The organism is Streptomyces sp. NPDC002463 (assembly GCF_042889835.1).
In the GTDB taxonomy this organism is placed as follows: domain Bacteria; phylum Actinomycetota; class Actinomycetes; order Streptomycetales; family Streptomycetaceae; genus Streptomyces; species Streptomyces nymphaeiformis.
On record NZ_JBIARL010000002.1, the window covers coordinates 304302 to 319869 of the forward strand.

General features: G+C 71.3%; 14 protein-coding genes. 12 read left to right on the forward strand and 2 right to left on the reverse strand.

Features of this window, described 5'->3' with window-relative positions:
• Positions 1-16: 16 nt before the first annotated feature.
• From ftsZ to ACFYX3_RS06550, 6 genes are all read left to right on the forward strand, one after another.
• Entirely contained in the window at positions 17-1231 is a 1215-nt protein-coding gene (gene ftsZ, locus ACFYX3_RS06525; RefSeq protein WP_359515802.1) for a cell division protein FtsZ, read from the forward strand.
• The gene (gene pgeF, locus ACFYX3_RS06530; RefSeq protein ID WP_389008816.1) at positions 1228-1968 is read left to right on the forward strand and encodes a peptidoglycan editing factor PgeF; all 741 of its coding nucleotides are present in this window, start codon (positions 1228-1230) and stop codon (positions 1966-1968) included. Before ftsZ ends, pgeF begins: the two co-directional genes overlap by 4 nt.
• Positions 1965-2684, forward strand: coding sequence for a YggS family pyridoxal phosphate-dependent enzyme (locus ACFYX3_RS06535; RefSeq protein ID WP_116161481.1), 720 nt, complete (start codon positions 1965-1967; stop codon positions 2682-2684). The genes pgeF and ACFYX3_RS06535 overlap by 4 nt, the downstream gene beginning before the upstream one ends.
• Positions 2685-2806: 122 nt before the next feature.
• Positions 2807-3427, forward strand: coding sequence for a cell division protein SepF (locus tag ACFYX3_RS06540; protein WP_030693462.1), 621 nt, complete (start codon positions 2807-2809; stop codon positions 3425-3427).
• An 80-nt stretch (positions 3428-3507) separates the two neighbouring features.
• Positions 3508-3798 carry a YggT family protein gene (locus tag ACFYX3_RS06545; protein ID WP_017238790.1) on the forward strand — a complete coding sequence of 97 codons (291 nt, stop codon included), beginning with the start codon at positions 3508-3510 and terminating at the stop codon, positions 3796-3798.
• 67 nt (positions 3799-3865) lie between these two features.
• Positions 3866-4975, forward strand: a complete 1110-nt coding sequence (locus tag ACFYX3_RS06550) for a DivIVA domain-containing protein (protein ID WP_389008821.1) — start codon at positions 3866-3868, stop codon at positions 4973-4975.
• Between the two features lie 398 nt (positions 4976-5373).
• Here the strand turns inward: ACFYX3_RS06550 and ileS are convergent, their stop codons facing one another.
• A complete protein-coding gene (ileS, locus tag ACFYX3_RS06555) occupies positions 5374-8508 on the reverse strand; it encodes an isoleucine--tRNA ligase (protein WP_389008824.1) in 3135 nt (1044 codons plus the stop codon).
• 543 nt (positions 8509-9051) lie between these two features.
• Between ileS and ACFYX3_RS06560 the strand changes: the two genes are divergently transcribed.
• The 6 genes from ACFYX3_RS06560 (at position 9052) to ACFYX3_RS06585 (ending at position 14313) form a co-directional block, all read left to right on the forward strand.
• On the forward strand, positions 9052-9867 hold the full coding sequence (locus ACFYX3_RS06560; RefSeq protein WP_389008827.1) for a TraR/DksA C4-type zinc finger protein: 816 nt from the start codon (positions 9052-9054) through the stop codon (positions 9865-9867).
• An 80-nt stretch (positions 9868-9947) separates the two neighbouring features.
• Complete coding sequence (lspA, locus tag ACFYX3_RS06565; protein ID WP_389008830.1) at positions 9948-10604, forward strand: signal peptidase II; 657 nt, start codon at positions 9948-9950, stop codon at positions 10602-10604.
• A gap of 17 nt (positions 10605-10621) precedes the next feature.
• Entirely contained in the window at positions 10622-11563 is a 942-nt protein-coding gene (locus tag ACFYX3_RS06570; RefSeq protein ID WP_359515787.1) for an RluA family pseudouridine synthase, read from the forward strand.
• Positions 11560-12027: a GNAT family N-acetyltransferase gene (locus ACFYX3_RS06575; RefSeq protein WP_382651633.1), complete on the forward strand. Its 468-nt coding sequence runs from the start codon at positions 11560-11562 to the stop codon at positions 12025-12027. Before ACFYX3_RS06570 ends, ACFYX3_RS06575 begins: the two co-directional genes overlap by 4 nt.
• Positions 12028-12097: 70 nt before the next feature.
• Entirely contained in the window at positions 12098-13684 is a 1587-nt protein-coding gene (locus tag ACFYX3_RS06580; protein WP_116161488.1) for a Na+/H+ antiporter, read from the forward strand.
• Between the two features lie 59 nt (positions 13685-13743).
• Positions 13744-14313 (forward strand): dienelactone hydrolase family protein, encoded by a 570-nt coding sequence (locus tag ACFYX3_RS06585; protein WP_382651630.1) that lies wholly within the window; start codon positions 13744-13746, stop codon positions 14311-14313.
• A gap of 80 nt (positions 14314-14393) precedes the next feature.
• Here the strand turns inward: ACFYX3_RS06585 and ACFYX3_RS06590 are convergent, their stop codons facing one another.
• On the reverse strand, positions 14394-15353 hold the full coding sequence (locus ACFYX3_RS06590; RefSeq protein ID WP_376584741.1) for a zinc metalloprotease: 960 nt from the start codon (positions 15351-15353) through the stop codon (positions 14394-14396).
• Between the last annotated feature and the right edge of the window lie 215 nt (positions 15354-15568).

Consider the following 15568-nt stretch of genomic DNA (forward strand, 5'->3'; position numbering starts at 1 on the left):
GCGAGAGGCCTTCGACGTGGCAGCACCGCAGAACTACCTCGCAGTCATCAAGGTCATCGGTGTCGGCGGCGGTGGTGTCAATGCCATCAACCGAATGATCGAGGTCGGCCTCAAGGGCGTCGAGTTCATCGCGATCAACACCGACGCGCAAGCGCTGTTGATGAGCGACGCCGACGTCAAGCTCGACGTCGGCCGTGAACTCACCCGCGGCCTCGGGGCCGGGGCCAACCCGGCCGTCGGTCGCAAGGCGGCAGAGGACCACCGTGAGGAGATCGAGGAGGTCCTCAAGGGGGCCGACATGGTCTTCGTCACCGCAGGCGAGGGCGGTGGCACCGGCACCGGCGGCGCGCCCGTCGTCGCCAACATCGCGCGCTCGCTCGGCGCCCTGACGATCGGTGTGGTCACCCGGCCGTTCACCTTCGAGGGCCGCCGTCGCGCGAACCAGGCGGAGGACGGCATCGCCGAGCTCCGCGAAGAGGTCGACACCCTCATCGTCATCCCCAACGACCGACTGCTCTCGATCTCGGACCGCCAGGTCTCCGTGCTCGACGCCTTCAAGTCGGCCGACCAGGTCCTCCTGAGCGGTGTCCAGGGCATCACCGACCTCATCACCACCCCGGGTCTGATCAACCTCGACTTCGCCGACGTCAAGTCGGTCATGTCCGAGGCCGGTTCGGCGCTCATGGGCATCGGCTCCGCCCGCGGCGACGACCGCGCGGTGGCGGCGGCCGAGATGGCGATCTCCTCGCCGCTCCTCGAGGCCTCCATCGACGGCGCCCGCGGCGTGCTGCTCTCCATCTCCGGCGGCAGCGACCTCGGCCTCTTCGAGATCAACGAGGCCGCGCAGCTGGTCAGCGAGGCGGCCCACCCCGAGGCCAACATCATCTTCGGCGCCGTCATCGACGACGCCCTCGGCGACGAGGTCCGGGTCACCGTCATCGCGGCCGGCTTCGACGGCGGCCAGCCGCCGGCCCGCCGGGACAACATCATCGGCTCGGTCTCGGCCAAGCGCGAGGAGCCGGCCCCGGCGCCCCGCATCACCGAGACCCCCCGCCCGCTGGGCGGCCTCGGCACCGTCGCCCCGCGCGAGGAGCCGGTCTCGATCCCGGTCGAGCCCGCCCCGGTCGTCAACGAGGTCCCGCTGACGCCCGCCCCGCCGGTCGTCCCCCCGGCCCGTCCGTACGCGGACAGCCAGGCCGAGGAGCTGGACGTCCCGGACTTCCTGAAGTGATAGGACACCGCTTCGACGCGAACGGCGCCCGCTTCGCCTTCACCGACCGGTGGGGCGGGGTGAGCGCCGTTCCGTACGAGGAGCTCAACCTCGGTGGAGCGGTCGGGGACGACCCCGCGGCCGTCCTCGCCAACCGGGCCGCCGCCGCCGGAGCCCTCGGGCTCGACCCGGCGCGGGTGGTCTGGATGAACCAGGTGCACGGCGCAGACGTCGTCGAGGTCGACGGACCCTGGGGCGACGCGGACATCCCGTCCGTCGACGCGATCGTCACCGCCCGGCCGGGACTCGCCCTCGCGGTGCTCACCGCGGACTGCGTCCCCGTCCTCCTCGCAGATCCGGTCGCCGGAGTCGCGGCCGCCGCCCACGCCGGGCGGCCCGGGATGGTCGCCGGCGTCGTCCCCGCCGCCGTCGCGGCGATGACGAAGCTCGGCGCCGACCCCGCCCGGATCGTCGCCCGCACCGGACCCGCCGTCTGCGGCCGGTGCTACGAAGTGCCCGAGGCGATGCGCGCCGAGGTCGCGGCCGTCGAACCCGCCGCGCACGCGGAGACCTCCTGGGGAACCCCGGCCGTCGACGTCGCCGCCGGAGTGCGCGCGCAGTTGGCGCGGCTCGGGGTCCGGGACATCGAGGACGCCGGGGTCTGCACCCTGGAATCGCGCGACCACTACTCGTACCGCCGCGATCGCACCACAGGGCGACTCGCGGGATATGTCTGGTTGAACCGAGAAGAGACATGACGGATCGCAAGTCGGAACTCGCCGCGAACCTCGCCGCGGTGGAGGAGCGCATCGCCGCCGCGTGCGCCGCAGCCGGGCGCCCGCGGGAGGAGGTGACCCTGATCGTGGTCACCAAGACCTACCCCGCGAGCGACGTCAGACTCCTGCACGAGCTCGGGGTCCGGCACGTCGCCGAGAACCGGGACCAGGACGCCGCCCCCAAGGCGGCCGCCTGTGCCGACCTCGACCTGACCTGGCACTTCGTGGGCCAGTTGCAGACCAATAAGGTCAGATCTGTGGTGGGTTATGCCGATGTGGTGCAGTCCGTCGACCGTTTGAAGCTCGTTTCCTCGCTCTCCGCGGCCGCGGAGAAGGAGGGCCGCGAGCTCGGCTGCCTGATCCAGGTCGCGCTCGACGCCGAGTCCGGCGAGCGGGGCGACCGCGGCGGTGTCGCGCCGGACGGGGTCGAGGAGTTGGCCGCGGCCGTGGACGCCGCGCCGGGACTGCGACTCGCCGGACTGATGACCGTCGCCCCGCTCGCGGGGGAGTACGCGGGACGGCAACGCGCGGCCTTCGACCGGCTGATGGATTTGTCGACTGTCCTGCGCGCGACCCGTCCGGCTGCGAACATGGTGTCAGCAGGGATGAGTGCGGACCTCGAGGAGGCCGTCGCTGCCGGGGCGACACACGTACGCGTCGGTACGGCGGTACTCGGAGTCCGCCCGAAGCTCGGGTAACGTCGCGAAGCAAGTCGGACCACAGCAGAAAATATGGTCATTCCGTAGAGCAGCGGGACGACCCGTGGATCGCCGGCCCTTGGTGACAAGGCCGATCCACCACAGAGCGGAGGACTCAGAGCATGGCCGGCGCGATGCGCAAGATGGCGGTCTACCTCGGCCTCGTGGAGGACGATGGGTACGACGGCCGGGGCTTCGACCCCGACGACGACTTCGAACCCGAGCTGGAGCCGGAGCCCGAGCGCGACCGGCGCCACACCCCCCCGCGTCAGGTGGAGCGCGAGGAGCCGGTACGAGTGGTGCAGCCCCCGGCCCCCCGGGAGCCGATCGCCCATTCCGTCCCGGTACTCGCCGAAAGCGGACGTCCGGCCCGAATTGCCCCCGTGGCATCCATCACACCCGAACGTCCGAGCCTGGAGAAGAACGCACCGGTGATCATGCCCAAGGTCGTGTCCGAGCGGGAGCCGTACCGCATCACCACGCTGCACCCGCGGACCTACAACGAGGCCCGTACCATCGGGGAACACTTCCGTGAGGGCACCCCGGTGATCATGAACCTCACGGAGATGGACGACACGGACGCGAAGCGACTTGTCGACTTTGCCGCCGGACTCGTCTTCGGGCTCCATGGCAGCATTGAGCGCGTGACGCAGAAGGTGTTCCTGTTGTCGCCTGCTAACGTCGATGTCACGGCGGAGGACAAGGCCCGGATCGCAGAGGGCGGATTCTTCAACCAGAGCTGAGAACACGAGAACCGGACGGACCGGTCGCCTAGCGGCCGGACAAGCGAGAGCACGAAAGCCAGGGGAGAGGGAAACGCGGGATGGGCGTCGCACTACAGGTGGTCTACATCGTGCTGATGTGCTTCCTCGTCCTCCTGATCGTCCGGCTTGTCATGGACTACGTCTTCCAGTTCGCCCGTTCATGGCAACCCGGTAAGGCGATGGTGGTCGTCCTTGAGGCCACCTACACTGTCACCGATCCACCGCTCAAGCTTCTGCGGCGACTCATCCCGCCGCTGCGTCTCGGGGGCGTGGCACTCGACCTGTCCTTCTTCGTTCTGATGATCATCGTTTACATCCTGATCTCCATCGTGAGCAGCTTCGCGAGGTGATGGTGGAGGAACAAGTGGACGATACGGTCTTGCCGACTGCCGACGACTACGTAGAGGTGAAGAAGAGATGCCGCTGACCCCCGAGGACGTGCGGAACAAGCAGTTCACGACCGTCCGCCTTCGAGAAGGCTATGACGAGGACGAGGTCGATGCCTTCCTCGACGAGGTCGAAGCCGAACTGACCCGCCTGCTCCGCGAGAACGAGGACCTGCGCGCCAAGCTGGCCGCCGCGACGCGTGCCGCCGCGCAGAACCAGCAGCAGGCCATGCGCAAGCCCCCGGAGCCGCAGGATCGTCCCGTCGGTCCCGGCGCGCCCGTGCCCGCCGCCATATCCGGACCGCCGGCCCAGCAGCAGCCGCAGATGGGCCCGCCGCAGCTGCCGTCCGGTGCCCCCGCGCTTCCCGCCGGCCCGATGCAGGGCGGCCCCATGCAGGGCGGGCCCATGGGCCCCGGCCCGATGCAGGGTGGCCCCATGCAGGGCGGCCCGATGGGTCCCGGCCCGATGCAGGGCGGCCCCATGGGCCACCCGCAGCAGCAGCAGATGCAGCCGCCGCAGATGCAGCAGCCGCAGCAGGGTCCCGGTGGCGACAGCGCCGCGCGTGTCCTCTCGCTCGCCCAGCAGACCGCCGACCAGGCGATCGCCGAGGCGCGCTCCGAGGCCAACAAGATCGTCGGCGAGGCGCGCTCCCGCGCCGAGGGCCTGGAGCGGGACGCCCGCGCCAAGGCGGACGCTCTTGAGCGGGACGCGCAGGAGAAGCACCGCGTCGCGATGGGCTCCCTCGAGTCCGCCCGCGCCACGCTGGAGCGCAAGGTCGAGGACCTGCGCGGCTTCGAGCGCGAGTACCGCACGCGTCTGAAGTCCTACCTGGAGTCGCAGCTGCGTCAGCTGGAGACCCAGGCGGACGACTCGCTGGCTCCGCCGCGCACCCCGGCCACGGCCTCGCTGCCGCCGGCCCCGTCCATGGCCTCGGCGGGCGCGAGCGCGCCGTCCTACGGCGGGAACGGCGCGATGGGCGGTGCGCCGTCCATGGGTGGCGCGCCCTCCTACGGCGGCCAGCAGCAGATGTCCCCGGCGATGACCCAGCCCATGGCTCCGGTCCGGCCGCAGGCACCGCAGCCGATGCAGCAGGCGCCGGCGCCGATGCGGGGCTTTCTGATCGACGAGGACGACAACTGAGGCGGCGGGCGCCAGCGCGCTGAGCGCGTAGCCGTCGGCAGCCTGAAGGGCCGGTTCCCCTCCCCGGGGAACCGGCCCTTCGGCGTGCCCACGCCGCGCCCGTGTGGGCAGGCGTCCCGCAGGGCGGGACGGGTGGGCACGCGGGACGGCGCCCTCAGCGGCGCCTCCGCGTTCCGTGCCTGGATCCGCACCACGAGTGCGGCGCACAAGGTGGTGCGGGTCAGGGCGCGGGAGCCTCTGGCGCCGGCAGGGCGCGGGTCCGTTGTGCCCACCCTCCCCCGAGCTCTCGGCTTCGCTCGAGCAGGGGACCCCCCTCGCCCCAGCGGAACGATTGCCCACAACGGCGGGTATGGCGAAGGGCCCGGCACCGTTCCGGTGCCGGGCCCTTCGGTGTGGGGTTACGCCTTGCGCAGCTGGAACGTGAGGGCGAGGCCCTCGTCTTCGAAGGCCGGGCCGTACGCGGCGTCCGCCTCGCCCTGCGCGTAGTCCGTCGACAGGACCTCGTCCGCGATCAGGGACGCATGGGCCGTCAGGGCCTCCACCGTCTCCGGGGACGCGGACGTCCAGCGGAGGGCGATGCGGTCCGCCACGTCCAGGCCGCTGTTCTTGCGGGCTTCCTGGATCAGGCGGATCGCGTCACGGGCCAGGCCCGCGCGCCGGAGCTCGGGGGTGATCTCCAGGTCGAGCGCGACCGTCGCGCCGGCGTCGGAGGCGACCGACCAGCCCTCACGGGGGGTCTCCGTGATGATGATCTCCTCCGGCGTGACGGTGATGTCCTCGCCGTTCACCGAGAGCGTCGCCTCGCCGGAGCGGAGGGCCAGCGACAGGGCCGCCGCGTCGGCCGCGGCCACCGCCTTGGCCACGTCCTGGACGCCCTTGCCGAAGCGCTTGCCCAGGGCCCGGAAGTTCGCCTTGGCGGTGGTGTCGACGAGCGAGCCGCCGACCTCCGACAGGGACGCGAGCGAGGAGACGTTCAGCTCCTCCGTGATCTGGGCCTGGAGCTCCGGCGACAGGGCCGAGAAGCCCGTGGCCGCGACCAGCGCGCGGGACAGCGGCTGGCGGGTCTTCACGCCCGACTCGGCGCGCGTCGCCCGGCCCAGCTCGACCAGGCGGCGGACCAGGAGCATCTGCTCCGAGAGGGTGCCGTCGATCAGGGCGGCGTCCGCCTCCGGCCAGGTCGCCAGGTGGACCGACTCCGGGGCGTCCGGGGTGACCGGCACCACCAGGTCCTGCCAGACCCGCTCGGTGATGAACGGGGTCAGCGGGGCCATCAGGCGCGTGACCGTCTCGATGACGTCGTGCAGGGTGCGGAGCGCGGCGGCGTCGCCCTGCCAGAAGCGGCGGCGCGAGCGGCGCACGTACCAGTTGGAGAGGTCGTCGACGAACGCCGAGATCAGCTTGCCGGTGCGCTGGGTGTCGTACGACTCCATCGCCTCGGTCGTCTGGGCGACGAGCGTGTTCAGCTCGGAGAGCAGCCAGCGGTCGAGGACCGTGCGGTCGGCCGGCGCCGGGTCCGCCGCGGACGGCGCCCAGCCGGACGTACGGGCGTAGAGCGCCTGGAAGGCGACCGTGTTCCAGTAGGTGAGGAGCGTCTTGCGGACGACCTCCTGGATGGTGCCGTGGCCCACGCGGCGGGCCGCCCACGGCGAGCCGCCGGCCGCCATGAACCAGCGGACGGCGTCGGCGCCGTGCTGGTCCATCAGCGGGATCGGCTGGAGGATGTTGCCCAGGTGCTTGGACATCTTGCGGCCGTCCTCGGCGAGGATGTGGCCGAGGCAGACCACGTTCTCGTACGAGGACTTGTCGAAGACGAGGGTGCCCACCGCCATCAGCGTGTAGAACCAGCCGCGGGTCTGGTCGATGGCCTCGGAGATGAACTGCGCCGGGTAGCGGGACTCGAAGAGTTCCTTGTTCTTGTACGGGTAGCCGTACTGCGCGAACGGCATGGAACCCGAGTCGTACCAGGCGTCGATGACCTCCGGCACGCGCGTGGCGGTCTTCGAGCAGCTGGGGCACGGGAAGGTGACCGCGTCGATGTACGGGCGGTGCGGGTCGAGCTCCGACTGGTCGGCGCCCGTCAGCTCCGTCAGCTCCGCGCGGGAGCCCACGCAGGTCAGGTGGCCGTCCTCGCAGCGCCAGATCGGCAGCGGGGTGCCCCAGTAGCGGTTCCGGGAGAGGGCCCAGTCGACGTTGTTCGTCAGCCAGTCGCCGAAGCGGCCGTGCTTGACCGACTCCGGGAACCAGTTGGTCTTCTCGTTCTCCTGGAGCAGACGGTCCTTGACGGCGGTCGTCCGGATGTACCAGGACGGCTGCGCGTAGTAGAGCAGGGCCGTGTGGCAGCGCCAGCAGTGCGGGTAGCTGTGCTCGTACGCGATGTGCTTGAAGAGCAGCCCGCGCGCGTCCAGGTCGGCGGTGAGCGCCTCGTCGGCCTTCTTGAAGAAGACGCCGCCGACGAGCGGCACGTCCTCCTCGAAGGTGCCGTCGGGGCGGACCGGGTTCACGACCGGCAGGCCGTACGCCTTGCAGACCTTGAGGTCGTCCTCACCGAAGGCGGGGGACTGGTGGACCAGACCCGTGCCGTCCTCGGTCGTGACGTACTCGGCGTTGACCACGTAGTGGGCCTCGGCCGGGAACTCCACCAGCTCGAAGGGGCGCTGGTACGTCCAGCGCTCCATCTCCGCGCCCGTGAAGGACTCGCCTGTGGTGACCCAGCCCTCGCCGAGAGCCTTCTCGACCAGCGGCTGCGCGACGACGACGCGCTCGTCGCCGTCCGTGGCGACCACGTACGTCACCTCGGGGTGCGCGGCGACCGCCGTGTTGGACACCAGGGTCCAGGGGGTCGTCGTCCAGACCAGGAGGGCCGCCTTGCCCGCGAGCGGGCCGGACGTGAGCGGGAAGCGCACGTACACGGAGGGGTCGACGACCGTCTCGTACCCCTGCGCCAGCTCGTGGTCGGAGAGGCCGGTGCCGCAGCGGGGGCACCAGGGGGCGACGCGGTGGTCCTGGACGAGCAGGCCCTTGTCGAAGATCTGCTTGAGCGACCACCAGACCGACTCGATGTACGAGGGGTCCATGGTCCGGTACGCGTCGTCGAGGTCGACCCAGTAGCCCATGCGGGTCGTGAGCTCGGCGAACGCGTCGGTGTGCCGGGTCACGGACTCGCGGCACTTGTCGTTGAACTCGGCGATGCCGTAGGCCTCGATGTCCTTCTTGCCGGAGAAGCCGAGCTCCTTCTCGACGGCGAGCTCGACCGGCAGGCCGTGGCAGTCCCAGCCGGCCTTGCGGGCCACGTGGTAGCCGCGCATGGTCCGGAAGCGGGGGAACACGTCCTTGAAGACGCGGGCCTCGATGTGGTGGGCGCCGGGCATGCCGTTGGCGGTCGGCGGGCCCTCGTAGAACACCCACTCGGGGCGTCCCTCGGACTGCTCAAGGGTCTTGGCGAAGACCTTGTTGTCGCGCCAGAAGTCGAGCACGGCGTGCTCGAGGGCGGACAGGTCTACCTGGGCGGGTACCTGGCGGTACTGCGAAGACATCGATCTTCCTCCGGCGGATGTTCCTCGTTCCGTCCGGAGGGACGAGAGCACTGCTCCCGCGGTACCACCCTCCTTGGCCCCGGGCGCGGACGCCCTGAGCCCCCTCATTGGGGTCGCGACGCCGGGTCTAGTCGCCGCGCTGTGCTGCGGCTTTCTTCCGACGGCTCCGGGGTGATGCTTCACATCGGGCTCGCCCCCGGGCTCTCACCGTCCCCGGGTCGCTCATGGCTGCTTGCGACGCTACTCGTCCCCATCCAAGCCTTTCGCTCCGCCCAGTGTACGGGGCGGAGCGCAGGGTGGCAGACCGGTTTTCGCGTGACCCGAATGGCCATACGGGGCGGGCCGGAGTTCCGCTGCGGCCATGTGGGGGAGGGGCGGGACGGATAACCGGGCGGGGAGCTGGGCACAACGGAGGCAGGCCCGCCCCGCGGGGAGCGGGGGCGGGTGGGAACGGCGGCGTGCCCCGTTGCCGCGGGCCTCGGGCCGATTTATCGTCCCAGCACGATTCGCGAGCAAGATCACAAAATGTGAAGGGGCCGCGACATGGTGGCGAAGAAGACCGCCGCGAAGAAGACCTCGGCCGCCGGTTCCACCGGTGCGGCCGGGGTCGCCAAGGACGTGGCCGGCAAGAAGTCGACGGTCGACGGGAAGGCGCCGGCCAAGAAGACGGTCGCGAAATCGGTCGCGAAGAAGACGTCGGCCAGGAAGACCGCGGCCCGCAGGACGGCCCCGAAGGACGCCGCCCCGGAGCACGCGGCCCCGGAGGACGGCGTCGCGGCCTCGGAGGGCGCTGCCCCGGAGGACGCCGCGGTGCCCGCCAGGAAGGCCGTGGCGAAGAAGGCGGCAGCCAGGAAGGCGTCCGCCGCGAAGAAGCAGACAGGAGCCAGGACGGTGGCAGCGAAGAAGACCGCGGGTGGCGTCACGACCGTCGGGGACGAGGTGGCGGTGCCCCCGGCGCGTCCCGGCGAGCTCGCGGTGCGTCCCGGCGAGGACCCCTGGACGCCGGAGGAGGTCGCCGAGGCCCGCAGCGCGCTCCAGGCGGAGGTGCTGCGGCTCGGCAGCGAGCTGGTCCACTCCCAGGAGGAGCTGACCGGCCTGATGCGGGACTCGGGCGACGGCGCCGGCGACGACCAGGCCGACACCGGCAGCAAGAACATCACCCGCGAGCACGAGCTGGCCCTGGCCGCGAACGCCCGGGAGATGCTGGAGCAGACCGAGCACGCCCTGGAGCGGCTCGACGCGGGCACGTACGGCCTGTGCGAGGTGTGCGGGAAGCCGATCGGCAAGGCGCGGATGCAGGCCTTCCCGCGGGCCACGCTCTGCGTCGAGGACAAACAGCGACAGGAGCGGCGCGGCTGACGATCTCGGCTGCCGGTCTCGTACGCCTGTGCCGTACCCTCGGTGCACGGTCAGGCATCGAGGTCGAGGGACTCACTCACGTGGCAGAGGCGGAGCGCATCATCGGTACGCCGGATTCAGCAGGGGCCGACGAGACGGCCGCCTCCGACGCGTCGGCGGCCCGCGAGGAGACCGCGGCCCCGGGCGGCACGTCGGACCACGACGGCACGCCGGCCCCCGAGGGCCAGGCCGCTCCCGAGGAGCGGCCGAAGGGCAGGCGCAGGATCGTCGCCCTCTTCGTCGTGGCCGTCCTCGCCTACCTGCTCGACCTCGGCAGCAAGATGCTGGTGGTCGCCAAGCTTGAGGGCCACGAGCCGATCGACCTGATCGGCGACCTGCTGCGGCTCGACGCCATCCGGAACCCGGGCGCCGCCTTCGGCATGGGCGAGGCCTTCACGATCATCTTCACCTGCATCGCGGCCGCCGTGATCGTCGTGATCATCCGGCTCGCGCGGAAGCTCTACAGCCTGCCCTGGGCGATCGCGCTCGGCCTGCTGCTCGGCGGCGCGCTGGGCAACCTCACGGACCGGATCTTCCGCTCGCCCGGCGTCTTCGAGGGCGCGGTCGTGGACTTCATCGCCCCCGCGCACTTCGCCGTCTTCAACCTAGCCGACTCGGCGATCGTCTGCGGCGGCATCCTGATCGTCATCCTGTCGTTCCGGGGCCTGGACCCCGACGGCACCGTCCACAAGGACTGACAAGGCATACTCGACGGGTGAGCACGAGTCCCGAGATCCGCACGCTGCCCGTTCCCGATGGCCTGGAGGGCGAGCGCGTCGACGCCGCCATCGCCCGAATGTTCGGGTTCTCCCGTACGAAGGCGGCCGAGCTGGCCGCCGCAGGGAAGGTCCAGGTCGACGGCTCCGTCGTCGGCAAGTCCGAGCGGGTCAGCGGCGGCGCGTGGCTCGAGGTCGAGATGCCGGGCGCGCCCGCGCCCGTCCAGATCGTCGCCGAGCCCGTCGAGGGCATGGAGATCGTCCACGACGACGACGACATCGTCGTGATCATGAAGCCGATCGGCGTCGCCGCGCACCCCAGCCCCGGCTGGACCGGCACCACGGTCATCGGCGGCCTCGCCGCCGCCGGGTACCGCATCTCCACCTCCGGCGCCGCCGAGCGCCAGGGCATCGTGCACCGCCTCGACGTCGGCACCTCCGGTCTGATGGTGGTCGCCAAGTCGGAGTACGCGTACACCTCGCTCAAGCGCCAGTTCAAGGAGCGGACGGTCGACAAGCGCTACAACGCGCTGGTCCAGGGCCACCCCGACCCGATGAGCGGCACCATCGACGCGCCGATCGGCCGGCACCCGAACCACGACTACAAGTGGGCGGTCACCGCCGACGGCAAGCCCTCGGTCACGCACTACGACCTCATCGAGGCGTACCGCTCGGCCTCGCTGCTCGACATCAAGCTGGAGACGGGCCGCACCCACCAGATCCGGGTGCACATGTCCGCCCACCGCCACCCCTGCGTCGGCGACCTCACCTACGGCGCCGACCCGACGCTCGCCAAGCGCCTCGGCCTGACCCGGCAGTGGCTGCACGCCGTCCGCCTCGGCTTCGAGCACCCGGGCGACGGCTCCTGGGTCGAGTTCGAGAGCACCTACCCCGCGGACCTGCAGAAGGCCCTCGACCGGATCGCCTCGGAGAGCCAGTGACCACCGCGTACACCGTCAAGGAGGCCCTGGGCCGCGACGACCGGGACGCGTGCTTCGCGGTCCGCCGCGAGGTCTTCGTCGAGGAGCAGGGCGTCCCGCAGGAGATCGAGTACGACACGTACGACGAGACCGCGGTGCACGTCCTCGCCGTCCGCGCGGACGGACTGCCGCTCGGCACCGGGCGCCTGCTGCACGGGGCGGACGCGGTCGGCAAGACCGGCGCCGACGCCTCGGTCGGCTCCCTCGGCCGGCTCGCCGTCTCCGAGGCCGCGCGAGGCCTCGGCGTGGGCGCCGCCCTGGTCCGCGCCATCGAGGACGCGGCGCGGGAGCGCGGTCTGAGCGCCGTCGACCTGCACGCGCAGACCCACGCGCTCGGCTTCTACGAGCGGCTCGGCTACGAGGCGTACGGCCCCGAGTTCCCCGACGCGGACATGCCGCACCGGGCGATGCGCAAGGCGCTGTAGCAGCCGCCGCCTCACGGCACATACGGGGGCCAATCGCCTCCAAAACGGGCGTACGTGACAGGGTGGGGCCGTGGATCAATTGGCCCTGCTCTTCCTGCTGCTCCTCGGCGCCCTGGTCACCGTGCCCCTCGGCGACCGGCTCGGGCTGCCCGCGCCCGTCCTGATGACCCTCGTCGGGATCGTGCTGGCCCTCCTGCCCTTCGTGCCGAACGTCGAGGTCCCGCCGGAGTTCATCCTCCCGCTGGTGCTGCCGCCCCTGCTGTACGCCTCCGTGCAGCGGACCTCCTGGCGGCAGTTCGCGGCCAACAGACGGCCCATCTTCCTGCTCGCGGTCGCCCTGGTCTTCGTGACCACGGCCGCCGTCGGCGCGGTCGCGCACTCGCTCGTGCCCGGCCTCCCGCTGGCCGCCGCCCTCGCGCTCGGCGCCCTCGTCGCGCCGCCCGACCCGGTCGCCGCCACCGCCGTGGCCGGCTCGCTCGGGCTGCCCCGCCGGCTCGTGTCGATCCTGGAGGGCGAGGGGCTCTTCAACGACGTCACCGCGATCGTGCTCTACCACGTGGCGATCTCCGCCGTCGTCAGCGGCCACTTCTCCTGGCCCGAGGCGCTCGGCCAGTTCGTGCTGTCCGCCGTCGTCGCCGTCGTCGTCGGTCTGGTGCTGGGCTGGCTCGCGAACAAGCTCATCGGACTGCTCGGCGACGTCACCCTCCAGACCGGCCTCACCCTCCTCGTCCCCTTCGTGAGCTACGTCCTCGCCGAGGAGCTGCACGGCTCCGGCGTCCTCGCCGTCCTGCTCACCGCGCTCTTCCTGGCCGAGCACGCGGCCGACGCCGACGACGTCATGGGCCGGCTCGCCGGGCAGACCTTCTGGCAGGTCGTCGACACCCTCGTCACCGGCATCGCCTTCGGCCTCATCGGCCTGGAGCTCATCCACGTCTTCGGCGTGGCGAAGGGGCACGGCGCGGAGATGCTCGGCTGGGGCGCCGCCGTCGTCGGCGTGGTCGTCGGCGTCCGGCTCCTCTGGTTGCTCCCCGCCACCTGGCTGGCGAAGCGGCTGCACACGCTCCGGGACGTCGACGAGGAGATCCCGATGAGCTGGCGGGAGACCGTCGTCATGTGGTGGGCGGGGATGCGCGGCGTGGCCTCGGTCGCCCTCGCGCTCGCCATCCCGCTCCGCACCGACGACGGCTCGCCCTTCCCCGGCCGCGACGAGATCGTCTTCATCGCCTTCTGCGTGATCATCGCCACCCTCGTCGTCCAGGGCCTCACCCTGCCCTGGCTGGTCAGGCGGCTCGGGGTGCGGGCCGACACGGACGCCGAGCGTGCCCTGGAGCGGGACCTCGCGATCCGGGCCGCGAAGGCCGCCAAGCGCAGGCTGAAGGAGATCGAGGAGGTCGAGGAGCTGCCCGAGGAGGTCCAGGAGCGGCTGCTGCGCGGGGCGTACGACATCGGGGCGCGGATCAGCCCCGACATGGTGGACGACGAGCGGCGGGCCGCCTACGTGGAGCGGACGAAGCGCTTCAAGGCGGTGCAGCGGATCCAGCGGGAGCTGATGTCGGCCGCCCGGCACGAGGTCCTCTCGGCCCGCAGCGAACCCGGCGCCGACCCCGAGGTGGTGGACCGGGTGCTGCGCCACCTGGACGTGCGCAGCATGCGCTGACGGCGGGGGCCGTCGGCGGCGGACCGGGCCTGTCCGCGGCGGGTGGCAGGATGGGGCGCATGGACATCATGCTCTTCCACTCGGCCTACGGGCTGACCCCTTCCGTCGAGGCGGCCGCCGAGCGGCTCCGGGCCGCCGGGCACCAGGTCTGGACGCCGGACCTCTACGACGGCCGGACGGTCGGGACCGTCGAGGAGGGCGTGGTGCTCCGGGACGAGATCGGCAAGGACGAGCTGCTGAAGCGCGCGGTCCTGGCCGCCGCCCCCTACTCCGAGCGGGGCCTGGTCTACATGGGCCTCTCCCTCGGCGCCTCGATCGCCCAGACGCTGGCGCTCGGCGACGAGAAGGCGCGCGGGCTGCTGCTGCTCCACGGCACCTCGGACATCGCGGAGTCCGCCTCGGTGGACGAGCTGCCGGTCCAGCTGCACGTGGCCGAGCCCGACCCCTTCGAGACGGACGACTGGCTGTCCTCCTGGTACCTCCAGATGCGCAGGGCCGGGGCGGACGTGGAGATCTACCGCTACCGCGGCGCGGGCCACATCTACACGGATCCGGAGCTGCCGGACTACGACGCGGAGGCGGCGGAGCGGACCTGGTCGGTCGCGCTCTCCTTCATCGACGGTCTGTAGGGGCCGGAGGGCGTACGGAGAAGGGGTGTGGCCCCGGGGAGTTCCCCCGGGGCCACACCCCTTCTTCAGCGGACGGGCCGTCAGGCGCGGTACGCGGTCCAGGCGTCGTTCATCCGGGTCACCTGACCCGCGGTGAACTGGTACATGCAGGAGTCGTACGTGTAGTCCATGAAGTTGTGGATCGGGTCCACGCCGGCCTTGGAGGTGCAGGAGTCACGGCCGGTCGGGCACTCGTACGCCGGGCTCTTCTCGGCCGGGGTGTCGGAGACGTAGTCGCCGTTGCCCGTGCAGCCGCCCTGGAAGGTGTGGTAGAGGCCCATCCAGTGGCCGACCTCGTGGGTGGCGGTGTCGCCCTCGTTGTAGTTGGCCGCGGAGCCGCCCGGGAGGGAGGCGTCGAGGATGACGACGCCGTCCATGTTCGGGGCGCTCTTGTACGAGGACGGGAAGGTCGCCCAGCCGAGCAGGCCGCCGCCGAGGTTGGCGGTGTAGATGTTCAGCGCGTTGGCGCCGCCCTTGCGCAGGGCGGTCTTCATGTCCTTCTCGGCCTGGGTGCCGTCGGTGATGTTGTACCAGGTGGCGTTGTCCGTGTAGTCGGTGCCGGCCAGCGAGAACTGGAAGCCCGTGTTGACGTTGCCGGTGCCCTGGCCCGCGTAGGCGGCGTTGAGGACGGCCATCTGGTTGTTGATGGCCGTGGCGCTGAGCTTGCCCGTCGTGCCGCTGTGGATGACGTGGAAGTAGACGGGGATGGTGGCGCCGGCGGTGACGTTGGCGGCGCCGAGGCGGCCGGAGGTCCGCGCGGCGGCGACCTTCTTCTTCAGGTCGTCGTCCATGGCCTTGGCCTGGGCGGCGGTGACGGCGTTGGGCTCGGCCTTGGTGGAGCTGCCCTTGGCCTTGCGGGCGCCGGACAGGGCCGTGGCGCCGTCCGCGCACTTCTCGGCCGAGGCCAGCGTGGTGGTCGACGGGGTGGCCGCCGGGGCGGACAGCGGGGCCATGGCCAGGGTTCCGGCCATCACGGCGGTGCCGAGCATACGACGTGACATACGCGGCGATATACGGACAAGAGCACGCACGGGTGACTCCTCGCGGGGGGTGGTGGGAGGAACTTCCTCGCCACGCCGGGGAGATTACGCGTCCATGTCAGAGATCGTTGAGCATTGATCAGGCCCAATCATTCATGGGGCAATTCGGGTCATCGGGAAGAAAAACTTGCGCCGCTTCCAGGGTTTGAGACGCGGACGTAACGAGCGACGTGACA

Excerpts from the sequence above, each read along its gene's own strand:
- ACFYX3_RS06590 (WP_376584741.1), bottom strand. The coding sequence starts at position 15,353 with ATGTCACGTCGTATGCTCGGCACCGCCGTGATGGCCGGAACCCTGGCC.
- ACFYX3_RS06545 (WP_017238790.1), top strand. The coding sequence starts at position 3,508 with ATGGGCGTCGCACTACAGGTGGTCTACATCGTGCTGATGTGCTTCCTC.
- ileS (WP_389008824.1), bottom strand. The coding sequence starts at position 8,508 with ATGTCTTCGCAGTACCGCCAGGTACCCGCCCAGGTAGACCTGTCCGCC.
- ACFYX3_RS06550 (WP_389008821.1), top strand. The coding sequence starts at position 3,866 with ATGCCGCTGACCCCCGAGGACGTGCGGAACAAGCAGTTCACGACCGTC.
- ACFYX3_RS06560 (WP_389008827.1), top strand. The coding sequence starts at position 9,052 with ATGGTGGCGAAGAAGACCGCCGCGAAGAAGACCTCGGCCGCCGGTTCC.
- ACFYX3_RS06535 (WP_116161481.1), top strand. The coding sequence starts at position 1,965 with ATGACGGATCGCAAGTCGGAACTCGCCGCGAACCTCGCCGCGGTGGAG.
- ACFYX3_RS06540 (WP_030693462.1), top strand. The coding sequence starts at position 2,807 with ATGGCCGGCGCGATGCGCAAGATGGCGGTCTACCTCGGCCTCGTGGAG.
- ACFYX3_RS06585 (WP_382651630.1), top strand. The coding sequence starts at position 13,744 with ATGGACATCATGCTCTTCCACTCGGCCTACGGGCTGACCCCTTCCGTC.